This window comes from Streptomyces longispororuber (assembly GCF_014656095.1).
GTDB lineage: Bacteria > Actinomycetota > Actinomycetes > Streptomycetales > Streptomycetaceae > Streptomyces > Streptomyces longispororuber.
In genome coordinates this window covers 36,217-52,589 of record NZ_BNBT01000047.1, presented here as the reverse complement: position 1 = coordinate 52,589, position 16,373 = coordinate 36,217, and the positions used below count along the sequence as shown (strand labels likewise).

12 protein-coding genes are annotated in these 16,373 nt (G+C 71.3%); 4 read left to right on the top strand and 8 right to left on the bottom strand.

The features are described from left to right. From IE330_RS17110 to IE330_RS17100, 3 genes are all read right to left on the bottom strand, one after another. The coding region (locus IE330_RS17110) for an RICIN domain-containing protein (protein ID WP_190136891.1) at positions 1-839 on the bottom strand (839 nt) is incomplete at its 3' end. 503 nt (positions 840-1,342) lie between these two features. After that, positions 1,343-2,455, bottom strand: a complete 1,113-nt coding sequence (locus IE330_RS17105) for an FAD-dependent oxidoreductase (RefSeq protein WP_190136890.1) — start codon at positions 2,453-2,455, stop codon at positions 1,343-1,345. Between the two features lie 520 nt (positions 2,456-2,975). Then, entirely contained in the window at positions 2,976-3,134 is a 159-nt protein-coding gene (locus IE330_RS17100) for a hypothetical protein (protein WP_190136889.1), read from the bottom strand. On the opposite strand from IE330_RS17100, the gene IE330_RS17095 reads away from it, so the two are divergent. The 4 genes from IE330_RS17095 (at position 3,127) to pflA (ending at position 8,484) form a co-directional block, all read left to right on the top strand. Beyond that, positions 3,127-4,050 carry an amino acid kinase family protein gene (locus IE330_RS17095; RefSeq protein WP_190136888.1) on the top strand — a complete coding sequence of 308 codons (924 nt, stop codon included), beginning with the start codon at positions 3,127-3,129 and terminating at the stop codon, positions 4,048-4,050. The two genes, IE330_RS17100 and IE330_RS17095, sit on opposite strands and share 8 nt — an antisense overlap. A 594-nt stretch (positions 4,051-4,644) precedes the next feature. Continuing rightward, positions 4,645-5,268 carry a DoxX family membrane protein gene (locus IE330_RS17090; RefSeq protein WP_190136887.1) on the top strand — a complete coding sequence of 208 codons (624 nt, stop codon included), beginning with the start codon at positions 4,645-4,647 and terminating at the stop codon, positions 5,266-5,268. Positions 5,269-5,479: 211 nt separating this feature from the next. Beyond that, positions 5,480-7,741, top strand: coding sequence for a formate C-acetyltransferase (gene pflB, locus IE330_RS17085; RefSeq protein ID WP_190136886.1), 2,262 nt, complete (start codon positions 5,480-5,482; stop codon positions 7,739-7,741). Next, the gene (gene pflA / locus IE330_RS17080; protein WP_190136885.1) at positions 7,738-8,484 is read left to right on the top strand and encodes a pyruvate formate-lyase-activating protein; all 747 of its coding nucleotides are present in this window, start codon (positions 7,738-7,740) and stop codon (positions 8,482-8,484) included. Before pflB ends, pflA begins: the two co-directional genes overlap by 4 nt. A gap of 117 nt (positions 8,485-8,601) precedes the next feature. Here pflA and IE330_RS17075 read toward each other — a convergent pair whose 3' ends face one another. From IE330_RS17075 to IE330_RS17055, 5 genes are all read right to left on the bottom strand, one after another. Then, positions 8,602-9,039 (bottom strand): acyl-CoA thioesterase, encoded by a 438-nt coding sequence (locus IE330_RS17075; RefSeq protein ID WP_190136884.1) that lies wholly within the window; start codon positions 9,037-9,039, stop codon positions 8,602-8,604. Between the two features lie 130 nt (positions 9,040-9,169). Further along, on the bottom strand, positions 9,170-10,303 hold the full coding sequence (locus tag IE330_RS17070) for a macrolide family glycosyltransferase (RefSeq protein ID WP_190136883.1): 1,134 nt from the start codon (positions 10,301-10,303) through the stop codon (positions 9,170-9,172). 211 nt (positions 10,304-10,514) lie between these two features. Beyond that, entirely contained in the window at positions 10,515-11,951 is a 1,437-nt protein-coding gene (locus tag IE330_RS17065; protein WP_190136882.1) for a CocE/NonD family hydrolase, read from the bottom strand. Between the two features lie 304 nt (positions 11,952-12,255). Then, the gene (gene adhE / locus IE330_RS17060; RefSeq protein WP_190136881.1) at positions 12,256-14,967 is read right to left on the bottom strand and encodes a bifunctional acetaldehyde-CoA/alcohol dehydrogenase; all 2,712 of its coding nucleotides are present in this window, start codon (positions 14,965-14,967) and stop codon (positions 12,256-12,258) included. A 439-nt stretch (positions 14,968-15,406) separates the two neighbouring features. Then, positions 15,407-16,093: a CBS domain-containing protein gene (locus tag IE330_RS17055; protein WP_190136880.1), complete on the bottom strand. Its 687-nt coding sequence runs from the start codon at positions 16,091-16,093 to the stop codon at positions 15,407-15,409. Between the last annotated feature and the right edge of the window lie 280 nt (positions 16,094-16,373).

Here is a 16,373-nt window from a genome sequence, read left to right as displayed (position 1 = left end):
CGGCTGATGTTGCCGTCGGTGTCGTGGACGATGAGGTCGGCTTTGGTGTCGCCGTTGATGTCGGCGAAGTGGAGGCGGCCTTGTCCGGGTTGGCCGAGGTAGTTGTGCCAGCCTTTGCTCCAGGGGGTGCCGCTGTCGAAGTGGGTGTTTTTGTTGGTGCGTACGCTGATGTTGCCGTCGGTGTCGTGGACGATGAGGTCGGCTTTGGTGTCGCCGTTGATGTCGGCGAAGTGGAGGCGGCCCTGCCCGGGCAGGCCCAGGAAGTTGCCCCACCCCTTGCTCCACGGAGCGCCGCTGTCAAAATGGTCGCCCACGTTCCTGTGGACGCTGACGACACCGTCGGCGCGCAGGACGACGAGGTCACCCTTCCCGTCGCTGTCGATGTCGGCAGGCGTCACCAGGGGCGCCTCCGGGGCCGTCGCCGGATCGTTGCCCTCGCGGGGCTGACGCTGGCGGAAGGCCGAACCCGGCTGCCCGAGGCAGTCCGCGAGTCCGAGCGGAGCGCCGTGGGCGTGGGAACCGCGGGGCACCTCCAGGCACCTGGACGAAGCAGCGGCCTGCGGCTTGATCCACGCGAACGTCTCCCGGTCCTCGAAGTGGAAGTCCGCCTCCTTCTGCCCGCCGCACTCGGCCTGCCGAGCCCGCGGCACCCCGGAAACCTCGGCGATCTCCACGCACCGGCCGCTGTGCGGGTTCACGATGTTCACCGCACCGCCGTCGGAGGCGGACTGGCGCAACGTCCACAGGGCACCGGGCTGTCCGGAACACTCCGCCTGGACCACCGGGGCGCCCGGAAGCTGCGACGAGCCGTCGACCGCCACGCACTTGCCGCTGTGCACGGCGATGATGTTGATCGCCGAGGCCGAAGTCCGGGCAGGGGCCGGGGCCGAAGTCCGGGCCGGCTCCGGAGCGGCGGCGGCACGTCCCGCCGGAACCGTCACCGTTCCGCCCAGCAACACGACGACCGCGGCCAGAAACCCCGACCCTCTTCCCCACCACCGTAACGATCCACGCACCGCCGACCTCCCATGCCCGTCGGAACCGGCCGCGCTCCGTCCGGCCCGGCCGCGGGTATTGGACCACCGGCGGACACGCGTACGACACCCCGGCCCGAGGAAGTCGAGCGCGCCTCGATCCGGCTTGCAGCCATCCGCGACGGAGGGGCCGCCGCGCTCTCCCGTTCCGGCTGTTCCACGCAGCGATCTGTTCCACGCAGCGATAGTTCATCGGGGCAACGGCATGGGTGGCGCTCCGCCGTCCCGGCCGCTTCTGCGGCGGGTGTGCGCGGCACTCGCCGATGCCCCACGAGCAGGGCGACGGCGGGACACCGGAGCCGTACGCCTCACCGGCTCTCCTCCCGCCCGGCGAACGCGGCGATCAGGTCGTGGACCGGATGGTCGCCGGAGTCCATGTCGTGGGCCTCGGCGCTACGCCGGAACATGGCCTGCTCGTACGAGGCCAGCGCGGCCTCGGCGTCGTCGCGGTGCGCGGCGAGGGCCCTGCCGAGTTCGGCGCCGTCGAGCATGGCCAGGTTGGCGCCTTCACCGTTCGGGGGCGCGAGATGGGCGGCGTCGCCGATCAGGGTCACACCCGGCGCCCGGTCCCAGCGGTGCCCGGACGGCAGGGCGTAGAGGGGACGCAGGACCGGCGCGGTGTCGCTGCCGGTGATCAGCGCGGTGAGCTCCGGCGCCCAGCCGTCGAACTCCGCCGCGACCCGGGCGGTGGCCGCGGCGGAGTCACCGAAGTCGATGGCGGCGAACCGGTCCCGCGGTCCGGGCAGCCCCACGTACGCGTGCAGGGTGTCGCCCCTCTCCCGGTGCGCGAAGATCTCCCTGTCCGGCGACGGCGCGATCATCGACCCGCCGCCGACGGCTTCCGCGGCGGCGGGGTGCCGGGTGTCCGCGTCGTACAGGTACGTCTCGACCACCGACTTGCCGACGTACTCCGGTACGGCGGTGGACAACAGCGGCCGCACCCGCGACCACGCGCCGTCCGCCCCGACCAGCAACCCGGCCACGAGGGTGCTGCCGTCGGCGAACGTCACCTCGTGGCGCCCCTCGCCGAGGGCACGGGCGCCGCTGACCTTGTGCCCCCACCGGACGGTGCCGGCCGGGAGGGAGCCGAGCAGCATCTGGCGCAGCTCACCTCGCTGCACCTCCGGGCGCCCGCCCGTGCCGTCGTCGGCCTGCTCGAACAGGACGCTCCCGTCCGGCGCGAGGATGCGCATGGCCTGGCGGCCCTCCAGGATGAGCTCACGGAACTCCTCCATCAACTCGGCTTCGCGCAGAGCGACTTGGCCGTTGTAGTCATGGATGTCGAGCATCCCGCCCTGCGAACGCGCATCCGGGGAGGCTTCCGCCTCGTACACCGTGGCCGGTATCCCGTGCACGTGCAGCACACGGGCGAGCACGAGGCCGCCGAGCCCGGCGCCGATGATCGTGACATGAGTGGTCATGGGGCTGTCTTCCTGATCGTGGACCGCTGGGCGACACCCCCGGCCCCGGCGGGTCATGCGGGAACCGGGAGGCAGCAGTGTCAGTGGGTCGGGATGGTGTAGCTGCTGATAGCCGATGCCGTTGATCCCCGGCGTCGACGCACTCCACTGTCCAGGCGATCACCGACAGAACACCGACAGGCCATGCACAAGCCACCGACAAGTACCGGCAAGCGCCGACAGGTCACCCGCCGACGCTCAGGTCGAGTACAGGCGGCGGCACGCTCGGCCGGGGGGGGGCGGTCGAACACGCCGCGTCCGGCGGGCCCTCGCGCCCTGAGCGCGGCGGCCGGAGGGCCACCCGCCCGTGGTCGGGCCGTCCGGCACCACGTGCGGGACGTTCGGCACGCTCCTCCGGAACGGTTCCTGGCGTTCATTGGAGACGGAAGACGACGCGATGAAGGGGGGATCCGTGACCTCCGTGACCACGCCAGTGTCCTGAAAGCCGTGGAAGCTGCTCGCGGTACTCCTGGCCTGCTCCTCAGCGGTCGCCTTCCTGCTCAGTGCGGCACTCGACGCACTGGCCGTCCTGATGCACCGGCGTCGTGCGCGCCATCGATCCGCCGTCCGGGAAGAGCCGGAGCCGCGCCGTCGGCCCGAGCGGCACCCGGGCCGCCCTGGAGGTACCGACCATGCGCATCGTCATCTCCCTCGGCGGCAACGCCTTGTCGCGTCGAAGTGGGCACCCTGACGGGGACGGTCAGGCGGTGGACACCGACCGGGTGACCACCACGCTCGTCGGCCTCGCTCTGCAACACGAGGTCGTCATCGTCCACGGCAACGGACCGCGGACCGGTCCGCTCGCCGAGGAGAGCGCCGCAGGTCCCGCGCCCGACGCCCCGTATCCCCCAGACCTGTCGGGCGCGCAGGCGCAGGGGGCGATCGGCTCGCTGCTGGTTCGCGCTCTGTACGACGTGCTGCCGGGGCACCGGGTCGCCGCGCTCGTCACGCACACCCTCGTACGGGCCGACGACCCGGCCTTCGACCGGCCCACGGAGTTCGTGGGCCCGGTGTACTCCCGCGAGATCGCCGACGTACTCGCCCGCAGGCACCACTGGCACATCGCACAGGACGGCGGGGGCTGGCGTCGCGTCGTCCCCTCGCCGCTGCCCGAACGCGTCCTGGAGACCGAGACCGTGCACGCACTCCTGGGCCACCGCGTCCTGGTCGTCTGCGCGGGCGGCGGAGGCATCGCCGTCACCGCCGACCACGACACCGGTGCGCTGACGAGCGTCGAAGCGGTCGTCGACAAGGATCTCGCGGCAGCCGTGCTCGCCGAGGACCTCAAAGCGGACTTCCTGCTCCTCCTCACCGATGTCCCGTGCGTGTACGCCGGGACCGGCACCCGCGGTGCGCAGCCCGTCCTCGACACGACCCCCGAGGACCTGCGCCGCCGGAGCTTCCCGGCCGCCTCCATGGGAACCAAGGCGGAGGCAGCCGCTCGGTTCGTCGAACGCACCGGGGCCTTGGCCGCCATCGGGGCCCTCGACGCGGCGTACGAGATCGTGCACGGGAGGTCGGGGACCCTGGTGTGCCGGGACCTGACCGCCGCCTGAGACGGCGGATCATCGGAGGGGGGAGGGTGGGAGGAGACGGGAACCGAACCTCGCGAGGAGGTACGCCGACAGGTCGACGACGACCCGCGTGCCCCCCCGGCTTTGCGGCCCCACCGCGGACCTGTCAGGTCCCACGCCTCGCCCCACTGCTGGACGCGACGCGGTGCCGGTCCAGCTTCCACCGCGCGAGGGCACCGGCGCCGTGGACGAGGCCGGTGCCGGCACGGCCGGGCCCCACGGCCCCTCATCTCCCGAGCCCACCCGGCCCAGGGTGGCAGGACGCAGCCATAGTGATCCGGCGAAGGGTGGGCAGTGCGATGTACTCCAACGACGGCTTCCGTGAACTCGCGCGGCACGAGTGCCTGCGGCTGCTGGCCAAGGCCAGCGCCTGCCCGGGCCGCCCCGCCACCGGGCACAGCACCTGCCCCGAGCCGCCCCGACACCGCAGCCGAGGGTCCCCGGGTATGAGGGCCGACCGGTCCGTCACCTGGGCCCCGCGGCCCCTCCGGCGGGTGCCGACGACGCGGGACATTGAAGGCGCAACAAGGGAACACGACACACTCGGGCGCAGCCCTCTCGGAAAGGACGAGCATCATGGCAGTCCACGACCACCCGCACCACCACCTCGGCTTCCGCTTCCCGTCGCGGCGCGGGGCCGGGGCGGCGCACGCCTCCGCGGACGGATCGACCGCCGCGGCCACGGCGACCCGCGCCCACGTGTTCGCCGCGCTCCGGCTGCTGACCGGGTTCGTGTTCCTGTGGGCGTTCCTGGACAAGACCTTCGGCTTCGGCTACGCCACCCGGTCCGGCACGGGCTGGGTCGACGGCGGTTCGCCGACCGAGGGCTTCCTCAGCGGTGTCGCCGTCGGACCGATGGAGTCCACGTTCCACGACTGGGCCGGGGCCGCCTGGGCGGACTGGCTGTTCATGCTGGGACTGCTCGGTGTCGGCCTGGCCCTGACCGCGGGCATCGGGCTGCGGCTCGCGGCGGTCGCCGGCACGGCGATGATGGCGCTGATGTGGATGGCGGAATGGCCACCGGCCAGGCACCTGTCCGACGGATCGGCGAGCATGTCGACCAACCCGTTCGCCGACTACCACCTCGTCTACGCCGCCGTGCTCATCACCCTCGCGGCCGTGGGCGCTGGCGCGACCTGGGGCCTCGGCAGGGCCTGGGCCCGACTGCCCTTCGTGCGCCGCAACCGCTGGCTGCTCTGAAGGCCGGGGCCCCGGCCCGTTCGCGACCGGCTCGGTGCGGCGGGGCCTCACCGGGCCCATCGGCCCGGGAAGCGAGGGACGACCGGCGCGCTGCCGGTACGCCGACAGTCCCTCCTCCCGGGCGGCACGCGCCACGAGGATCGAAGGTGCGGACAGGACACCGCGCAGTGAGACCGCGGAGTGAGACAGCGGACCGAGGGAGAGACCGGCGATGACAGCAACGGTGGAAGCTGGACCCCGGGCGGCGGCCGAGGCGTGGCGGGGCTTCGCCGGCACGTGCTGGCGGGACCGGGTCGACGTACGCGACTTCATCCAGGCCACGTACACGCCCTACGACGGCGACGCGTCCTTCCTGACCGGTCCCACGGACCGGACGCGCGCGGTCTGGCGGAAGGTCTGCGCGCTGTTCCCCGAGGAGCGCCGCAAGGGCGTCCTCGACGTCGACGCCGCCACCCCGTCCACCATCACCTCGCACCGCCCCGGCTACATCGACCGCGACCGCGAGCTGATCGTGGGCCTGCAGACCGACGCCCCGCTGCGGCGCGCCATCATGCCCAACGGCGGCCTGCGGATGGTGGAGAACGGGCTCAAGGCGTACGGCTACGACGTCGACCCCTTCGTCAGGCGCGTCTTCGGCACCTACCGCAAGACCCACAACGACGGGGTCTTCGACGCCTACACGCCGTCGATGCGCGCCGCCCGCAAGGCCGGGATCATCACCGGCCTCCCCGACGCCTACGGCCGCGGCCGGATCATCGGCGACTACCGGCGCGTGGCGCTGTACGGCACCGACCGGCTGATCGCGGCGAAGCGGGCCGAGCGCGCCCTGCTGGACGCGCGGCCCTCCACCCCGGACGTCATCCGCGACCGCGAGGAACTCGCCGAGCAGTTGCGCGCGCTGGACGAACTCGCCCGGATGGCGGCCTCGTACGGCTGCGACGTCACCCGCCCGGCCGCCACCGCGCACGAGGCTGTGCAATGGCTCTACCTGGGCTTCCTGGCGGCGGTGAAGGAGCAGAACGGCGCCGCGATGTCGCTGGGGCGGACCTCCACGTTCCTGGACGTCTACCTCCAGCGTGACCTGGACGAAGGGCTGATCGACGAGACCCGTGCCCAGGAGTTGATCGACGACTTCGTGATCAAGCTGCGGATCGTCCGCTTCCTGCGCACCCCGGAGTACGACGAGCTGTTCTCCGGTGACCCGACCTGGGTGACGGAGTCCATCGGCGGCATCGGCGGCGACGGCCGCCCCCTGGTCACCCGGACGTCCTTCCGGTACCTGCAGACCCTGTACAACCTGGGGCCCGCGCCCGAACCGAACCTGACCGTGCTGTGGTCGCCGCGGCTGCCCGAGGGCTTCAAGCGGTTCTGCGCCCAGGTATCCATCGACACCAGCGCGATCCAGTACGAGTCCGACGAACTGCTGCGCCCGCGCACCGGGGACGACACGGCGATCGCCTGCTGCGTATCGGCGATGGCGGTGGGCCGGCAGATGCAATTCTTCGGGGCGCGCGTCAACCTCGCCAAGGCGCTGCTGTACGCGATCAACGGTGGCCGCGACGAGATGACCGGCGAGCAGGTCGCGCCCGCGATGCCCGCGCTGGAGGGTGAGTACCTCGCGTACGAGGACCTGTCGGCGGCCTACGACCGGATGCTGGACTGGCTGGCCGAGACCTACGTGGAGACGCTCAACGTCATCCACTACATGCACGACAAGTACGCCTACGAGCGCGTCGAGATGGCGCTGCACGACCACCCGGTGCACCGGTTCATGGCGTGCGGCATCGCCGGGCTCTCGGTCGCCGCCGACAGCCTGTCGGCGATCAAGTACGCGCGGGTGAAGGTGGTCCGGGACGCGAGCGGACTCGCCGTCGACTACGAGGTCGAGGGGGAGTTCCCGGCGTACGGGAACAACGAAGACCGGGTGGACGCGCTCGCCGCCGGCCTGGTGCGGTCGTTCATGGCGAAGGCGCGCGAGCACCCCACCTACCGCGACGCCGAGCACACGCAGTCGGTGCTGACCATCACCTCGAACGTCGTCTACGGCAAGCACACGGGCAACACCCCGGACGGCCGCCGCGCGGGCGCCCCGTTCGCACCCGGTGCCAACCCGATGAACGGCCGCGACCGGCACGGTGTGGCGGCCTCCGCGCTGTCGGTGGCGAAGCTCCCGTACGACGCGGCCCGCGACGGCATCTCGCTGACCACGACGATCACGCCCGAAGGACTGGGGCACGACCCCGCCGAGCGCGCGGGCCACCTGGTCGGCATCCTGGACGCCTACATGGCCGCCGACGGCTTCCACATGAACGTCAACATCCTGGACCGTACGACGCTCGCGGACGCCATGGAGCACCCGGAGAAGTACCCCGAGCTGACGGTCCGCGTCTCCGGGTACGCCGTCAACTTCGTCCGCCTGACCCGCGAGCAGCAGCTCGACGTGATCAGCCGCACCTTCCACGGAGCACTGTGAACACCACCGTCGAACCGGTGACGGGCCGCGTCCACTCCTGGGACCTGTCCACGGGAGTGGACGGGCCCGGGACCCGGTTCGTCCTCTTCGTCAGCGGCTGCCCCCTGCGCTGCCTGTACTGCGCCAACCCCGACACCTGGCACCTGCGTGACGGCGAACGGGCCACCGTCGACGAGGTGATGGCCGAGATCGAGAAGTACCGGCCCTTCCTCACCACGGCCGGCGGGGGAGTGACCCTCACGGGAGGCGAGGCCCTGCTGCAGCCCGCCTTCACCGCCGCCCTCCTGCGCCGCTGCAAGGAGCTCGGCCTGCACACGGCCCTGGACACCTCCGGCTTCCTCGGTGCCCGGGCCACCGACGAACTCCTCACCGACACCGACCTGGTCCTGCTCGACATCAAGTCCTTCGACGTCGGCACCTACCGGAGGCTGACCGGAGGGGACCTCGCCCCGACCTTGTCCTTCGCCGCCCGCCTGGACCGCATCGGCCTCCCGGTGTGGATCCGCTACGTCCTCGTGCCCGGCTGGACCGACGACCCCGAGGCCGTCGACGGCCTCGGCGCGTTCCTGGCCGGTCTCGGCAACGTCGACCGCGTGGACGTCCTGCCGTTCCACAAGCTCGGCGCCCGCAAGTACGACGCCCTGGGCATCCCCTTCCCGCTGCGCGACACACCCACCCCGGGCCCGGGACTGACGGAGCGCGTGCGGGAGCAGTTCCGGGAGCACGGCCTGCGGGCGCTCTGAAACGGAGGTCATGCGGGTGAGCGAGGCGCGCACGCACCCGCCCTGCGTGGCCGGGCGACCGGCAGCACGCGATGCTCGCGGGCCCAGCCGCGCACCGATCCCGCGAGGCGGCGGTGTTCAGGCTCGGGACCGGGCCAGGACCCGGCCTGCGGGTTGGCTGCTGTCCGCCAGGTAGCGGGAGTACTGGGCGCGCTCCTCCGGGGTGATGGCGGCACGGTTGCCGGTGGAGTCGAAACGGATGACGCGTGTCTTCACCGTGGCGTGGGTGCCGTGTTCGGAGGTGATCCGGGTGAGGAGCGTCAGGCTGGCCCGGCCGACCTTCTCGGCGTGCAAGGACAGTTCGACTTCGGACGTCGTCCAGGGCAGTGGCATGGTGAAGCCGGCCTGGATGTCCGCGATACCCCAGTAGCTCTCGATGCCGTGCTCGTGCTGGAGCTTGCGAGCCAGTTCGACGGCGGTGTCCTCGGCGTACCGGATCATCGACAGGTTGTGCACGTTGCCGTAGATGTCGGCGTCGCTCATCCTGATGTGCCGACGGGTGGTGAAGGATTCCATGGTGTTCTGCTCCGGGAAGAAGTCTGCGGTCGGTTCGGGACGGTGGTGCGTGCGCCGTTGACCACGGCCGGGAGGAGGCGGCGTCCTCGGGCTGTCATGGAGGGCCGGCGCAGGTGTGACGGTGACCAGGTCAGCATGTGGTCAGGGGGGTGTCCGCCAGGGTCTTCTCGATGATGTCGGCCGCGGTTGCCGCGCCGCCGGCCGTGCTGATGTCGCGGCGCAACCGGGCCACCGCACCGGTGATCCGCGGGTCGTCCATGACCGCCTGGACCGCCTCGCGCAGGGCGTCGGCGGTGGCTTGCTCCCGGGGGAGGTGGCGTCCGACACCCAGTTCCTCGACCTGGGCGGCGTTGACCCTCTGCTCGGCCATCTGAGGCACCACGACGACGGGCACCCCGAGGGAGAAGGCTTCCATCAGGCTGCCCATGCCGCCGTGGGTGACGAACACCGACGCGGCGGCCAGGACGTCCAGTTGTGGCACCGTCGCGTGTACTTCGAAGCCGTCCGCCGACGGGCCGAGCCCGGTGGCGGCCACGTCGGCACCCACGCTCATCACCACATGCCACCCGCGGCCCTGGAATGCCTGCGTACACGACCGGTAGAACTCCGGGCGCTGGTTGAACTGGGAGCCCAGCGATACGTACAGCACCGGCTTGTCACCCTCGGGCCTGTGCCAGCGGCCCTGGAAGGACCGGTCGCCGATGGCCGGGCCCACCCAGTGCGCCTCGCCTGCCCTCACCGTCTGCGCACGACGCTGGAAGGAGCGGGGGAAGAACGCGATCGTCTTCGGCGGCGCCAGCGTCAACGCGTGGACTCCTCCCGGGACGCCGAATTCCTCCAGCGCCTGGGCGAGTTGAGGGAAGCCGGGGATCTGCGCGATGTCCTCAAGCCCGTAGAAGTCCCGCACCACACCGTCGTACGGGATGTGCGTGGGGGCCAACTGCACGGCGGGAACTCCCCAGCGGGCCGCCAGCAGCGGCCCCGCCCACGCGTACACGTCCGAGAGCACCACATCGGGCACGTCGGCACCGAACGCGGCTTCCAACTGCGGCAGGGCGGCAACGTTGACCCCGACCGCGCCGGTCACCCCGACGACCATGTCCTCAGGGGCCTCGCCGGGATCGGGTACCTCGTAGAGAACGGGTGTCGCGCCCGCTGCCCGGACCTCGTCGGCGAACTGCGCGGTCACCGCGTAACTCACCCGGTGACCGCGCTCAACCAGTTCACGTACGACGGCCAGCGTCGGGATCACGTGCCCTGACATGGGCACATTGAACACGGCCACATGGTGTACTCGCTCCGCACCGCCGGACGGACCACTCGGCATGACCACCACTTCCCAGCTCACGGCGCGGCGCGGGCCGCCACCGGAAATCGATACCGTCCCCTCCCCAACGCGGTGACTGTCGCCAGGACACCCCTTGGCCCGCAATATCATCCGTTTGTGATACGTGCTTCACGCCCGGCCACCGGTGTCACGCGGGGCGCAGTGGGGTGCTCAGGCGCGTATCGGCTGCTGAGAACGTCAGAGTCGAGGCGATCGGGCCGACGCCCGTGTAGCGGTGGTCGCTGCCGTCGAGGACCAGCGCCAGGCGGTGCCCGGGCGGGACGTTCCACGCAGCGGCGGGCATCGCCACCTCGGCCGCGAAACGGGTACCAGGTGTGGCGCCCCTGAAGCTGTAGGGGGCATGGCTGATCAGCCGCGCCACACCCAGCGGGTCCACGTCGTAGAGGTAGGACACGAAGGTGCCTTCGGGCGCCGTGGACGTCAGCCGGGAGCGCACGACGGGTGAGCCCCGCAATCTCCAGGGCCTCTCCAGCGGTTCGCTGCGCCAGACGGCCGCGAGCGGTGAGTCGAGCAGGGGGAGCACGGTGGTGGGTGCCAGGCCGGCCGAGTCGGCCAGACCGGCGACGGGGAAGGCGCCCGAGTCGGCAGGCGAGTGCAGGCCCGTGAGCAGGCGCACGTCGTCCCGTCCGGAGTTCCGCTGCGCCCGCAACGGCACGTGCGAGGGGGAGCGCTCCATGGCCGACCAGCTCGGATAGCTCTCCACCCGGTCGCCGTTGCGAGGGCGCACCAGCAACGGCGCATGGCGATCCGCGCCGTTGAGCCGGCCCAGGAGGAACCGGTCGAGCCAGTGCCGGGCATGCTCGCGAATGGCAGCGTTCGGCTGCAGCAGCGCTGCTTCACGCGAACTGGAATCCCCATGGCCCCCGGGGTTCATCCGTAGTTGCCTCGGACCGGTCAGTTGGTCCAGGAACCGGCCCGTCTGACCAGCCGGCACCAGAGGGTCATCCCACTCGCCGGCCATGAACACCGGCGTACGTCGCGCGTTGAGCCCCGCAGTGAAGGTGCGAGGGGATCGCTGCCGCGCCCAGACCCGCACGCCCGCTGTGTCCCGCTTGCTCGTCAACCTCGCGAAAGCCTGACGCGTCTGCGCACTCATCCGACCGTTGAGCGCGCCCAGCACGGCCTGATAGGTGGCGATGGTCCCCGCGTTGGTGCCATTGCGCACGAACGAATCGAACAGGTCGGTCCACGGGCACAGGGACGCGACGGCTGCCACCCGCGGATCACGAGCCGCCGTGTTCAAAGCCACCGCCGCCCCGTACGAGGAGGAGTACAGCCCCACACGCCGCTCGTCCGCAGGCGTGTGGCCGAGCGCCCACGTGATCATCTCCGAGGCGTCCGCCTGGTCCGACGGCCCCGCCATATCGATCTCCCCGCCCGAACTCCGCAAGCCTCGCGGGTCGTAGGAGACCACCACATAGCCGGCCCGTGCCAGTTCCTTCTTCTCGTCGAGCAGTACATCCTGCGGCATGGTCCACCACGCCCCCGGCACGACAATCAACGGGTGGGGTCCAGCCCCCGCCGGCGTGTGGACCGTGGCGGCGATGCGCGTGCCGTCACGCATGACGACCGTCGTACGTGATACCGACGCCGCACCGCCGTCCAACGAGGCGGTGCCCACCGCTCGTCCGCCACCGGACTCCGCCGCTGACACCACACTTCCCTGACCGGCCAGAACCGCGGCCAGCAACGCGACGGACACGGTGCCCCGCCACCCACCCGACTCCCGTACACCGCTCACAGCGTCACCACGGCGGTACCACCTCTCCTCTCGACGAAAGAGGTGACGTACGCGCAGGACGACATGCGCAAGCCCCCTCCCGGCACCATCACCAGCAGGCACTTCAACGACGTCCATCCCAGATCTGTCACGCCTCGCGCCCTCGGGGACAACGGTCCCGGCTGCGCTGAACAGGCGCGTCGGCCGTGCCGAAGTACGCCGCGCGCATGAGGTCCTGCATGTCGTCCAGCATGGGCATGCGCGGGTTGGCGGGCGCGCACTGGTCCTCGTAGGCGTTGAGCGCCTGTTGGGGGAGGGCGTCGAGGAAGGCCTGCTCGTCGACATCGAGCTGCTGGAACGAGCGTTCTATCCCCACCGCGTCGCGGAGGCGTTCCACGGCCGCGGCGAGGGCTTCCACGCCTTCGGCCGGGGTGGCGGCGGGCAGGCCGAGGGTGCGGGCGATGTCCTGGAAGCGTTCCGGCGCGCGGTAGTTCTCGTACTTGGGCCAGCCGGTGAGCTTGGTGGGGACGGTGCCGTTGTAGCGGATGACGTGGGGGAGCAGGACGGCGTTGGTGCGGCCGTGGGCGATGTGGAAGGTGGCGCCGAGGGTGTGGGACATGGCGTGGACGATGCCGAGGAAGGCGTTGCCGAAGGCCATGCCCGCGATGGTGCCGGCGTTGTGCATCTTCTCGCAGGCCTCGGGCGAGGCGTCGCGGTGGTTCACCGCCGCCTCGATGTTGTCGAAGATCAGGCGGAGGGCGTGCAGGGCGAGGCCGTCGGTGAAGTCGTTGGCGTAGACGGACACGTACGCCTCGATGGCGTGGGTGAGGGCGTCGAAGCCGCTGTCGGCGGCCAGCGTCGGGGGCAGGGAGGCGGTCAGGAGGGGGTCGACGATGGCGACGCTGGGGGTGAGGGCGTAGTCGGCCAGCGGGTACTTCTTGCCGGTGGCCGGGTCGGAGATGACGGCGAAGGGGGTGACCTCGGCGCCGGTGCCGGAGGTGGTGGGCACGCACACCAGACGGGCGAGCCTGCCCGGAGTCGGGAAGCGGAAGGCGCGCTTGCGGATGTCGGAGAACTTCTGCCGCATGTCCGCGAAGTCGATGTCCGGGTGTTCGTACAGCAGCCACATCACCTTGGCGGCGTCCATGGGCGAGCCGCCGCCGAGGGCGATGACGGTGTCCGGGCGGAAGTCCCGCATGAGGTGGGCGCCGCGCTGCACGGAGGCGATGCTCGGCTCGGGTTCCACGCTGTCGATGATCTGCAAGGTCACCGGCTGGGGCCGGTGCCGCAGGACGCGGGAGATCCGGTCGACGAAGCCGAGGCGGGTCATGGTGGTGTCGGTGACGACGGTGACGCGGTGGACGTCCGGCATGGCCTGCAGATAGCGGATGGCCTGCGGCTCGAAGTAGATCTTCGGCGGGACCTTGAACCACTGGAGGTTGTTGCGGCGGGCGGAGATCCGCTTGACGTTCAGCAGGTGGGCGGCGGAGACGTTGTTGGACACCGAGGTGCTGCCCCAGGAGCCGCAGCCGAGCGTAAGGGACGGCAGGAGGTGGTTGTAGACGCCGCCGATGGCGCCCTGCGAGGAGGGCGAGTTGACGATGACGCGGACGGTCTTCATGCGCTTGCCGTACGCCTCGGCCAGCTCCCGGTCCTCGGTGTGGATGACGGAGCTGTGGCCCTGGCCGTGGAAGGCGACCATGTCGGCGGCCAGGTCGAAGCCCCGCTGCTCGGAGTCGGCACGCAGGACGGCCAGGACCGGGCAGAGCTTCTCGCGGGTCAACGGCTCGTCCGGGCCGACCCGCTCGGTCTCGGCGAGGATGAGGGAGGTACCGTCGGGGACGGTGAAACCGGCCTGCTCGGCGATCCAGGCCGGGCTCTGCCCGACGGCCGCCGCGTTCACCTTGGGCTCGCAGCCTCCGCCCGAGCCGCCGGAGGCGGGGAAGAGGAACGCCTCCAGCTTCGCCTTCTCCTCGGGCGTGGCCAGGTGCGCGTGCAGCCGCCGGAACTCGGCCAGGGCGTCGTCATAGATCTCGTCGTCGAGGATGACGGCCTGCTCGGAGGCGCAGATCATGCCGTTGTCAAAGGACTTCGACAGCACCAGGTCGTTCACGGCCCGGCGCAGCTTCGCGCTCTGGTGCACGTAGGCGGGTACGTTGCCCGCGCCCACGCCCAGGGCGGGCTTACCGGCCGAGTAGGCCGCCTTGACCATGGCGTTGCCACCGGTGGCGAGGATCAAGGAGACACCGGAGTGGTGCATGAGCGTCCTGGTCGCCTCCAGGGACGGGGACTCGATCCACTGCACGCAATGCGCCGGTGCTCCCGCCGCGACGGCCGCGTCGCGCACGACCCGGGCGGCCTCGGCACTGCAGCGCTGGGCGGCGGGGTGGAAGGCGAAGACGACCGGGTTACGGGTCTTGAGCGCCATCAGCGCCTTGAAGACCGTGGTGGAGGTCGGGTTGGTGACCGGGGTGACCGCGGCCACCACGCCGACCGGCTCGGCGATCTCGACCATGTCCTCGGTGTCGTCGCGGGCGATCACACCGACGGTCTTCATCGGGCCCATGCTGTGCGTGACGTGCTCACACGCGAACATGTTCTTGGCCGCCTTGTCCTCGAAGACGCCCCGTCCGGTCTCCTCCACCGCGAGACGGGCCAGCGCGGTGTGCTGGTCGAGCGCGGCGACCGAGGCCTTCTTGACGATGTGGTCGACCTGCTCCTGGTCGAGGGCCTCGTAGTCCGCGAGCGCCTTGAGCCCGTTCGTGACCAGCCGGTCGACGGCCACGGCGATGTCGGACGGCGCCTCGGTCGGGGCCTTCGCCACGGTGGCGGTCTGGGTGCGGGCGTCGTGGCGGGTCATGGGGGTGCCTCCGGCGTCGAGGGTGCGGCCGCACGGTGGACGGCCCGTCGGGAGCGGGACCGCGGGGGCCGGTACCACTCCGTCATCAGCGTCTCTCCGACGCGCATGCGCCGTGCAGGTCCGCCCGGTCCCCGCACCGCTGTCTGACCGGCCCGGCATGTGGGGCCGGACGGCCCTGAAGGGGCAGGGACCGGAAGGCGTGCGTGAACGTCGCTGCACGCTCGTGCGCGAGCGGATGCGCGCCGCCCCGTGCCGGCCGCGTCCGCCATGGGAGCCGGTCGGCGGGGCGTCATCCGGCCCCTTGCCCGCGCCAGGGGAGGAGGCGGACGCTGCCTCCTCAGCAGGAAGGACGCCGAAGAGCCCTAACGGCCGAGGCCGCCTTCACCACCACCCTCGGCCGCACCCAGCCAGTCGTCGAACAGCAGGGGGTGTGCACGTCCTAGGCGTGGTGCTCGGGCGGACGGGTGTCGTCGACCCGGAACGTCAGGTCGTTCACCACCCCGACCACGCCGTCCACCCGCCACGTCAGCCGGATGGCGAGCGGGATGTCGCTGCGCCGTTCCAGCGGTCCCTCCAGCACGACCACGCCGTCCCTGACCGAGGCGGTCACGGTGCCGGGAGGCAGGCTCAGGGCCCGCGCGAGGACGTCGTCGGTCACGTCCTGGCGGATCTCGTCGTCGGTGCGCAGGAAGACCCGCAGGAGGTCCCGCCGGGTGGCGATGCCGATCAGCCGGTCCTCCTCGTCCACCACGGGCAGCCGGTCGACACGGTGGCGTTCCATGACGCGTGCGGCGTCCGCGACGCGCTGCTCGGGGTGCACGGTGACGGCGGGCGACGACATCAGCTCTTCCGCGGTCATGGCGTGGCCCGCCGCGGGCGCGTGAAGGGCGGAACGGGGCGGCGCGGGGGTACGGAGACGCCGTACGCGGACATGACCGGGCTGGGCTGCCTGGCGGCGTACGAGGTCGGTCTCGGAGACGACGCCCACCACCTTGTCGTCGTGGTCGACCACGGGCAGGCCGCTGATGCGGTGGCGGTCCAGGAGCCGTGCCAGGTCCTTGAACGAGGTCTCCCTGCGTGCTTCGACGACCTCGCTGGTCATCACCTCACCGACAGTGCGGGCCATCACCGACTCCTTTCCACGTCCACCGTCCGCGAAGGAAGCGGAACGGATACTGCTGTACAAGACACCCACCGGTATCTGGTTCTCCGGGGGTGCTGTCCGCGGGGCAACGGGACCGGAATGCGCGGACCCTGTCGGCCGAGCGGCTGTTCCTGTCCTCTTCGGACCGTCCGGAGACGAGTTCCCGGCGCCTTCCCAGCGTTCCGTACGCGGCGCGCCGAGGTGCAGGGGCCGACGGTCCCGGAGCGGGGGACCGAATGCCTGGGGTGGTGCCGGGCGGTCC

Bases quoted from the DNA above. Each gene is read 5' to 3' on its own strand.
- pflB (WP_190136886.1), top strand. From the start codon at position 5,480: ATGACAGCAACGGTGGAAGCTGGACCCCGGGCGGCGGCCGAGGCGTGG.
- IE330_RS17065 (WP_190136882.1), bottom strand. From the start codon at position 11,951: ATGCGTGACGGCACGCGCATCGCCGCCACGGTCCACACGCCGGCGGGG.
- IE330_RS17070 (WP_190136883.1), bottom strand. From the start codon at position 10,303: ATGTCAGGGCACGTGATCCCGACGCTGGCCGTCGTACGTGAACTGGTT.
- IE330_RS17055 (WP_190136880.1), bottom strand. From the start codon at position 16,093: ATGGCCCGCACTGTCGGTGAGGTGATGACCAGCGAGGTCGTCGAAGCA.
- IE330_RS17090 (WP_190136887.1), top strand. From the start codon at position 4,645: ATGGCAGTCCACGACCACCCGCACCACCACCTCGGCTTCCGCTTCCCG.
- adhE (WP_190136881.1), bottom strand. From the start codon at position 14,967: ATGACCCGCCACGACGCCCGCACCCAGACCGCCACCGTGGCGAAGGCC.
- IE330_RS17095 (WP_190136888.1), top strand. From the start codon at position 3,127: ATGCGCATCGTCATCTCCCTCGGCGGCAACGCCTTGTCGCGTCGAAGT.
- IE330_RS17105 (WP_190136890.1), bottom strand. From the start codon at position 2,455: ATGACCACTCATGTCACGATCATCGGCGCCGGGCTCGGCGGCCTCGTG.
- IE330_RS17100 (WP_190136889.1), bottom strand. From the start codon at position 3,134: ATGCGCATGGTCGGTACCTCCAGGGCGGCCCGGGTGCCGCTCGGGCCG.
- IE330_RS17075 (WP_190136884.1), bottom strand. From the start codon at position 9,039: ATGGAATCCTTCACCACCCGTCGGCACATCAGGATGAGCGACGCCGAC.